Consider the following 8,385-nt stretch of genomic DNA (forward strand, 5'->3'; position numbering starts at 1 on the left):
GGACGGGACGGGGGCGCCGCGGGGGCCGGCGCGCTCCACGCGGGCGCGGCCTCCTCCACGGGGTGGTGCACGGCGACGGGCTCGGGCTCCGGTTCGGCGACGGGCCCCCGGCGCGCGAGCAGATCCGGATCCTGCGGATCCAGCAGCTCAATCTGCGTCCACACGCCGTCGGACTCAGCGGTGCGGCCGCGCTCCTGGTGGATCTTCGCGAGCTCCTTGTAGACGGACACCGTCTTGGAGATCTGGCCCAGCCCCTGGAACGCCTGGGCCAGCAGCGTCAGCGTCTCCACGTCGCGACCATCCGCCTTGAAGCACACCTGGAGCTTGGCGAGCGCGCGCTTCTGGTCGCCGCGCTGCAGGTACGACGCGGCCAGCTCCTTCGCGAGCGGGAGGTTGTCCGGCTCCAGCGCGGAGAGGCGCTCCGCGACGCGAAGCCAGTCATCCGCGCGAGCGTTGCGCTTGAGGTACTCCGCGGCGCGCTTGAACTCCTGCGCCGCTTCCTTCGTCATGTTCTCGCGCGCGTACAGCTCCGCGAGCTTGATCTTCGACGCCACGTTCTCGGGGTCGAGATCCACCATCTTCTTCAGCGTGTCGAGGCTCGACTTGGTGTCGCCCGCCTTGTCGTAGTGGTTGGCGACGATCTGGAAGTACGCCATCGCCTCCGACATCAAGCCCAGCTGCTGGTGCAGCTCCGCCAGCTTGAGGTTCACCTCCAGCAGGTTCGGATTGAGCTTGAGGACCTGCTTGTAGAGGGCGACGGCCTTGAGGAAGAAGCCGTCCGAGGAGTAGCTCTCCGCGACCTTGGTGAAGAAGTGCGCCGCCTGCGCGTTGTCGTTCTTCTTCTGGTACAGCTCCCCCATCTTCTGGAGGACCCGGATGTCCTTCGGGTCGACCTCCAGGACCTTCTGATACTCCTTGATGGCTTTGTCGTACGCGCCCTTCGCGACCAGCTTCGCGGCGGCTTCGATGATCTTGTTCTTGTCCATCGAGCGTGCGCTTCCGACAGGCAGAAACCCCGAGGAACTTCGCGGGTTTCAGTCCTTCTCTGGGGGGGAGCATCGGAGGCTAACGGAATCCTCCGATGCGGGTCAAGAAACAGCCTGCCCTCCCCCAGGGCTGGATCACCCGCCTGGACGCTCGCACGCCCGGCGGGTTTTCCACGCCTTCACGGCAAGGCGCTACGGAGTCTCTTCCACGGCCTTCTTCAGCCGGCGCGAACCCGTCTCGCTCGCCAGCAGGCGCTCCACGAAGCGGGTGTCGTAGTTGCCCTCCTGGAAGGACTCCTCCGCCAGTGCGGCCCGGTGGAACGGGATGTTGGTGCGGATGCCCTCCACGACGTACTCGGAGAGCGCGCGCTGCATGCGGCGGATGGCCGTCTCGCGGTCCTCCGCGTGCACGATGAGCTTGGACAACAGGCTGTCGTAGTGCGGCAGCACCGTGTAGTTCTCGTACGCGGCGGAGTCCACGCGCACGCCGTAGCCACCCGGCACGCTGTAGCCCGTAATCTTGCCCGGCCACGGAGCGAAGGTGACGGGGTCCTCCGCGTTCACGCGGCACTCGATGGCGTGCCCGCGTATCTGCACGTCTTCCTGCTTGAAGCGCAGGGGGTGCCCGTAGGCCATGCGGATCTGCTCACGGACCAGGTCCACGCCCATGACCAACTCCGTCACGGGGTGCTCCACCTGGATGCGCGTGTTCATCTCCATGAAGTAGAACTCGCCGCGCTCGTCGAGCAGGTACTCGATGGTGCCCACGTTGTTGTAGCGGATCTTCCGCATCGCGGCGACGGACACCTCGCCCATGCGCTGGCGCAGCTCCGGCGTGAGCGCGGGGGATGGGCTCTCCTCGATGAGCTTCTGGTGCCGCCGCTGCACGGAGCACTCACGCTCGTTGAGGTGGATGACGTTCCCGTGCTCGTCCGCGACGATTTGAATCTCGATGTGGCGCGGCTTCTCCACGTACCGCTCGATGTAGAGGTCGCCGTTGTTGAAGCTGGCCAGGGCCTCCGCCTGCGCGGTGGAGAACGCCTGCGCGAGCACACCCGGCTCGCGGACGATCTTCATGCCCTTGCCGCCACCGCCCGCCGCCGCCTTCAGGATGACCGGGAACCCAATCTCCTTCGCGAAGGCCTCCGCCTCGCGCGGATCCTTCACCACGCCGGGGCTGCCCGGGAGCAACGGCAGGCCGGCCTCGCGGGCCGCGGCGCGCGCGCGCACCTTGTTGCCCATCAGCCGCAGCATCTCCGGGCGCGGGCCAATGAAGCGGATCTTGCAGTTCTCGCAGACCTCCGCGAACTCGGCGTTCTCCGACAGGAAGCCGTAGCCCGGGTGGATGGCGTCCGCGCGGGTGATCTCCGCCGCGGAGAGCAGCTGCGGCACGTTGAGGTAGCTCTCCTTGGACGGAGGCGGCCCGATGCAGACGGCCTCGTCCGCGAAGCGCACGTGCAGCGCGTTGGCGTCAGCAGTGGAGTGCACCGCCACGGTGGCGATGCCCAGCTCACGGCATGCGCGGATGACCCGCAGGGCAATCTCCCCGCGGTTGGCGACCAGAACCTTCTTGAACACGGCCGTGCTCCTTCGCGAGGGCCTGGGGCGCGTCCCGCCCGGAGAGGGCTGGACGCGCCTGACGGGTCAGCAGACTCAGGCCGGCTCGATGCGGAACAGCGCCTGGCCGAACTCCACCGGGCGACCGTTCTCCACGAGGACTTCGGCGATGCGGCCGGAGACCTCGGACTCGATTTCGTTCATCAACTTCATCGCTTCCACGATGCAGAGCACCTGGCCCTTGCGCACCACCGTGCCCACGTCCACGAACGGGGGCTGATCCGGCGCGGGGGTCCGGTAGAACGTCCCCACGAAGGGGCTGGTCACCTGGTGGCCCGGCTTCTCCGCGGGCTTCTCCGGCGCCGTGGCGGCGGCGGCCGCGGGCGCGGCGGCGGGCGCCATCCGCGGGGCGGCCGGAGCGGCGTACTCCACCGGCGGCGACACCGTCACCCCGGGGCCCGAGGGCGCCGTGTGGTGGACGATGGTCGTCTCCGGCGCGTGACCGCGGCGGATGTAGAGCTTCTCCGGGCCCTTCGTCCACACCAACCGGGTGACGTCGGAGGCCTCCAGGATTTCGACGATTTGCCGGAGGGCCTCCACGTCCAGCGACGTGGTACCCGCATCCCGCCCGGAGGCCGCGCCCGAGGACACGGTCGGCCGGGTTGCCTTGCGCTTCGTTGCCATTCGGACCCCTCCCGGGTCGCCAGGTGAAGGGAAGCTGCTCTCAGCCGCCAGTGGCCACGCGGGTGAGGTACTTGCCACCTTCACGCGTGTCGATCTTCAGCACGTCGCCCTCGTTGATGAACAGGGGCACGTTGACGCTGTAGCCGGTCTCCAGCGTGGCGGGCTTCAGGGCGCCGGACACGGTGTCGCCGCGCACGCCCGGGTCGCACTTGATGACCTTGAGGTCCACGGAGTTCGGCAGCGTCACGTTGATGGCCTTGCCGTTCCAGAAGAGGATCTCGACGTCGAGGCTCTCCTTCAGGAAGTTGACCGACTCCCCGAGGCCTTCCTTGGTCAGGAAGGTCTGCTCGAAGGTCTTCTTCTCCATGAAGTGATACTCGTCGCCCTGGACATACAGGAACTGCATGTCCTTGGACTCGATGTCCGGGGTCCCCACCTTGTCGCCGGACTTCAGCGTGGGCTCCAGGACGCGACCGTCCAGCAGGCTGCGGATCTTGGTGCGGGTGAAGGAGGAGCCCTTCCCAGGCTTGACGTGCTGGAAGTACTCGATGACGTACGGCTTGTCCTCCCACAAGATCTTCAAACCATTGCGGAATTCAGACGTATCGACATACCCGGCCATGGGACCGACTCCTGGGACGAACGTAAAGGCGAAAGTCCGGGGTGTCTAGCCCATGCCCTGGTTCCTGCAAAGGGGAAAGCGGAGGCACGCTGCGTCGCCGGGCAGGGTCAACAAGCCCCCTGCCCGAGCGGACGTGCGCGGCTACAACTCCGCCTTCACCTGCGGCGCGGTGACGCGCAGGACATAGCGCCCCTTGCCGAAGTTCCCGTCCGCGCGCAGGGCCAACACCAGGAAGTATTCCGGCGTCAGCATGCGCATCACGGTGAGGACCTTCTCGCTGTTGACGGACACCTCGGTGACGGTGCCCGTCTTCAGGGATTCGGCCGCGTTCTTCAACTGCGTGAGCAGGTTGGCGTACTCCACCCAGGTGCCGGAGACGTCCAGCTCCGTGGCTTCGTCCTTTTGGAACGTCTCCACGGAGATGCCGTCGAAGCCCATCACGCTGCACGCGAGGGCTCCGTCCACCTGGTTCACCACCGCTTCAAGGTGCGTGCGGAAGGCCATCTAGCCCCCGACGATCGGGGCCGCCGGCCCGCTCTGGCACGAGGGATACAGACCGTCCTGGCCGGCACCCGAACCACAAGGGCCCTCCGGGACCTCGGGGTCCTCACCTGGCCCGCAGGTCCGAAGCGAGGCGGCCCCATTGGCGACATCGATGCCGAAGACGATCTCGTTCGACTCGAACTTCTTGCCGCCCGACGCGAACTTGCCCGTGAACTGCGCGGTGACCCGCACCGTGGCCGTCGCGGTCCCGGACAGGGCGGCCCGCAAGGCCGTCGCGGCTTCCGCGGTCATCAGGTTGACCACCAGCCGGTTCGTATCCGACGCGGGATTGATGGTCGCCGAGTAGGGAACCTCGCCGTCGGGGATGCTGATGTTCGGCGTCGAGGCGTAGGACAGCTTCAGCGTGTCCACGAAGGCGGTGGCGGAGCCTCCGACGTTGGTCTCCGGATCCAGCGGAACGCCGTTCACGTCGATGGGCGTGCTCGTGTAGTTCGACTTGACGACGAGCCCCAACAGGTACCCGTTCCGATAGGCCAGGTTGAGCGAACCATTCGCGATGCCGGTATCGCCGACGTTGAACGAGCAGGACTCGTCCGGCTGGATGGTCTGGAGGATCTGGACGACGGGGGTGCTTTCGGAGCACGAGCAGAGCCCGAGCGACAGGGCCGCCGCGATGAGGAAGGGCTTCATTGGAATGTCTCTCCCAATCAGGGTGCGAGGCCGTTAGAGGCTCTGCGCGATGGTCTGCCGGTTGAGGATGCGGGGCGTGATGAAGATGAGCAGTTCCTGCCGCTCGTCCGTCTCCAGGGTGCTCCGGAAGAAGAAGCCGAGCACGGGAATCTTCGACAGGAAGGGCACCGATTCAGCCGAGGTGCTGCCGCGGCGCACGTAGATGCCGCCGATGACCGTGGTGTCGCCATCCTTCACGAGGACCTGGGTGTTGGCCTCCTTGCGCTGGATGGACGGCTGGCCGTTGGCACCGGTGTTGGACGGGTCCGGCTGGTTGTTCTGCGCCTGGATGGACATGAGGATGCTGCCGTCCTGGGTGATGTGCGGCGTGACTTCCAGCGACAGGCGCGCTTCCACGAAGGTCGTGTTCACGCCGCCGGCCGACGTCTGGCTGAACGGGATGGACAGACCCTGGCTGATGCGGGCCGTGTTGTTGTCCAGCGTGGTGACCTTGGGCGACGAGATGGTCTTCACCGTGCCCTCGGACTCCGCCGCCGACAGGCGCAGGTTGAGCTGCACGGCGCCGCCCGCGGAGCCGAAGGCGAAGCCCATGGCGCCACCGACGCCCGCACCCACCGCCGCCGGCAGGTTCACCGCGAAGTTGGGCTGGGCCGGAACACCCGGGGCCGTGCCACCCGCGCCGCCCGTGACACCGACGGTGCTGGGGAAGATGAGGCCGGTCGGGTTGCCGGACGCGGCCGACAGACGCGTCTGACCGCCCCACTGCACGCCCAGGTTGCGGCTGAAGTTGGTGCTCGCCTCCACGATGCGGCTCTCGATGAGGACCTGCGGCGTCTGGGTATCCAGGCTGCGCACCAGGGCGCGCGCCTTCTCCGTGTTGGAGCGGATGTCCTTGATGATGAGCACGTTGGTGCGCACATCCACCGTCACCGTGCCGCGGTCGCTGAGCACGTCCTTCACGCGCGACGACATGTCGTTGGCCACCGCGTAGTTCACCGGCACCAGGCTGACCAGCAGGTCCTCCTGCTGCTGCAGCGACTTCTTGCGCTCCTGGCGCAGCCGCGCCTCCTCTTCCAGGGTCTTCAGCGGCGCGATGCGGATGATGTTGCCCACCTGCTCCTGGCCCAGTTGCTTGGTGCGCAGGATGAGGTCCAGCGCCTGGTCCCAGGGCACGTTGCGCAGGCGGATGGTCACGCGGCCGCCCACGTCATCGGCCACGACGATGTTGCGCTTGGAGATCTCCGCGATGACGCGCAGCAGGTTCTGGATGTCGATGTCCTTGAACTCGAAGGACACGCGCTTGCCACGGTAGCGCGCCTGCTGGGGCGCGCCCTCCGCCGCGTACGCCGGGGCCTCCGCCGTGAAGCCGGCGGTGCGCTGGGTGACGGCCACCTCCTCCGTCTTCACGCCCTGCACGTCCAGCCGCCAGCTCAGGCTGTTGGCGCCCTGGGTGACGTTCTCCTCGATGGCGCCGTCCGCGGCGACCACCAGGCGAACCTTGCGGCCCTCACCCGGCACGCTGAAGGCGCTGATCATCTTCACCGGCGTGTCCAGCGCGCTGGTGTCCAGGCTGCGCTCCAGCTTCTTGGGCAGCCGCGCGTTCTCCAGCGTCAGCACCGCGCTGCGCGGATCCGGCCGGTCCACCTTCCACGCCGTCGCGCCGGACAGCTTCAGCTGCACGCGGCCGCCCGACGGGCTCTCGTCGAAGGACAGGTCCTTGACCTCCACCACCGCCAGCTGCGGCGCGGCCTGCGCCACCGCGGGCTGCGGCTTCGCCGACTCCTGCACGGGCAGGGGCTGCGGGCGCAGGGGCTCCGTCTCCGCCACCGCGTCACGCGGCTGCGAGGGCTTGGACTTGCGAGCCACCGCGCTTCCCAGCACGACTTCCAGGCCACGCTCGGCGCGGTCCACGCGGTAGGCGGGCATGTCGCCCTTGGCCACGAGCACCAGGCGAACCTTGTCCTCGTGGGCGCCCACGCGCACGTCCTTGAGCAGGTTGCCCTTCACCTTGGGCGCCTTCGCGCTCAGGCCCACGCCGTACACGTCCACGGCCAGGCGCGGCGGGTCCACCAGCTCCAGGACCTCGAAGCGGGCGATCTCGCCGTCGGCGGCGACGCGCAGCGACTCGCCTTCCAGGGACAGCCGGGTGATGCGCTGGGCCGGGTGGGCCACCTCGCGCTCATCCGCCTCCGTGGCGACGACGTTCTCACGGCCCGGCGCCTGGGACGGGGCGACCTTGGAGGACGTCCCCTCCTCCGGCACCACCGCCACCATCGCCTCCACCACGGGCGCGGGCGCGGCCTTCACCGGCGCGGCGGCGACCGCCTGCGCGGGCTCGGCCGGCTTCGCTTCGGCCGGAGCCTGCGGAGCCTGGGCGGTCGCGGCGGCGGGGGCCACCGGCGAGCCGTCCACGGAGATGACCACGCGGTTGCCTTCCGCGCGGACGTCGTACTGGGAGGCCTGGTCGAGCGCCACCAGCACGCGGCCCACGCTGGCGCGCGCGTCGGAGAACTGGGCGGCCACCACGCCGGACACCGGACCGGTGCCGTCATGGTGCCCCTTGATGCCGGTGGCATCCGCGGACGACAGGTCCACCACCAGCCGCTCCGGCCCACTGAGCCGGAAGACGGTGAAGGTGGGCGGCCGGGTCCCGGTCACCACGACCTGGGCACCGGCTCCCGTCCGGGACACCTGCAGGTCCCTCAGCGTATTGAGATCCGCGCCGTACACCTTGGCGCTTGCCAGGACGACCGCCCATGCGGTCGCCATGATCCACTTGCCCCTCGTCACAGCGCTCTGCTCGAGCATGCGTCCCCTCAACAAGTTGGATGCGGGCGACGACTGCCCGCGGGCGCGCCGTGGGGCGCTACTCCCAGTTCTTGCCCGTCATCAGGTTGTAGGCGGGGTCCTTCACACCATCCGCCTTGAGCTGGAGACTCACCGGATTGCTGATGAGCTCGCCCTTGGCGCCCGTGAAGACCTCGGTGACGGTGACCGAGTCCCGTAGAATCTGTGTGACCTTGCCGCCCTGGCGCCCCACGCGAGTGTTGCGCCGGACGATGTGGCCGCGACCCAGGGGGTCCTCGACCATCGCCAGTGGGCTGGCATCCCCCGTGACGACCGCCACCAGCTTGAGCTGGTCGAGGTCGAACACGCACAGGGGTTCATTGCAGGCCCGCTCCGGTGCGTCACGCGCCACCGGCCCGAGCTCCTCCAGCGGACTGCGGAATGGATCCCGCTTGCCCACCGGACTGTAGGTGTAGACGAACATTGGCGCCGCCGACGCCTCGGTCTTCTCCGCCACTGGGGCCGGCGCGGGGGCGGCGGCCTTGGGGGGAGCAG

8 protein-coding genes are annotated in these 8,385 nt (G+C 68.4%); all 8 read right to left on the reverse strand.

The window, feature by feature from the left end; genetic code table 11:
• Positions 1–986, reverse strand: a 986-nt coding sequence (locus D7Y11_RS39895) for a lipopolysaccharide assembly protein LapB (protein WP_126936301.1), incomplete at its 3' end; no start/stop codon positions are given.
• A gap of 192 nt (positions 987–1,178) precedes the next feature.
• Positions 1,179–2,564 (reverse strand): acetyl-CoA carboxylase biotin carboxylase subunit, encoded by a 1,386-nt coding sequence (accC, locus tag D7Y11_RS39900; protein WP_120580677.1) that lies wholly within the window; start codon positions 2,562–2,564, stop codon positions 1,179–1,181.
• 75 nt (positions 2,565–2,639) lie between these two features.
• Positions 2,640–3,227, reverse strand: coding sequence for an acetyl-CoA carboxylase biotin carboxyl carrier protein (gene accB, locus D7Y11_RS39905; RefSeq protein ID WP_120580678.1), 588 nt, complete (start codon positions 3,225–3,227; stop codon positions 2,640–2,642).
• 40 nt (positions 3,228–3,267) lie between these two features.
• Positions 3,268–3,849: an elongation factor P gene (efp, locus tag D7Y11_RS39910; RefSeq protein ID WP_120580679.1), complete on the reverse strand. Its 582-nt coding sequence runs from the start codon at positions 3,847–3,849 to the stop codon at positions 3,268–3,270.
• Positions 3,850–3,990: 141 nt separating this feature from the next.
• Entirely contained in the window at positions 3,991–4,353 is a 363-nt protein-coding gene (locus D7Y11_RS39915) for a hypothetical protein (RefSeq protein ID WP_120566331.1), read from the reverse strand.
• Positions 4,354–5,043 (reverse strand): hypothetical protein, encoded by a 690-nt coding sequence (locus D7Y11_RS39920; RefSeq protein ID WP_120580680.1) that lies wholly within the window; start codon positions 5,041–5,043, stop codon positions 4,354–4,356.
• 33 nt (positions 5,044–5,076) lie between these two features.
• Positions 5,077–7,851 carry a type IV pilus secretin PilQ gene (gene pilQ / locus D7Y11_RS39925; RefSeq protein WP_126936302.1) on the reverse strand — a complete coding sequence of 925 codons (2,775 nt, stop codon included), beginning with the start codon at positions 7,849–7,851 and terminating at the stop codon, positions 5,077–5,079.
• 58 nt (positions 7,852–7,909) lie between these two features.
• Positions 7,910–8,385 (reverse strand): pilus assembly protein PilP (locus D7Y11_RS39930; protein WP_120580682.1); only part of this gene is annotated, 476 nt, incomplete at its 5' end.

The organism is Corallococcus sp. AB018, from assembly GCF_003986945.1.
In the GTDB taxonomy this organism is placed as follows: domain Bacteria; phylum Myxococcota; class Myxococcia; order Myxococcales; family Myxococcaceae; genus Corallococcus; species Corallococcus exiguus.

Coding starts and splice junctions, on each gene's coding strand:
- D7Y11_RS39920 (WP_120580680.1), bottom strand. CDS start 5,043: ATGAAGCCCTTCCTCATCGCGGCGGCCCTGTCGCTCGGGCTCTGCTCG.
- efp (WP_120580679.1), bottom strand. CDS start 3,849: ATGGCCGGGTATGTCGATACGTCTGAATTCCGCAATGGTTTGAAGATC.
- pilQ (WP_126936302.1), bottom strand. CDS start 7,851: ATGCTCGAGCAGAGCGCTGTGACGAGGGGCAAGTGGATCATGGCGACC.
- accB (WP_120580678.1), bottom strand. CDS start 3,227: ATGGCAACGAAGCGCAAGGCAACCCGGCCGACCGTGTCCTCGGGCGCG.
- D7Y11_RS39915 (WP_120566331.1), bottom strand. CDS start 4,353: ATGGCCTTCCGCACGCACCTTGAAGCGGTGGTGAACCAGGTGGACGGA.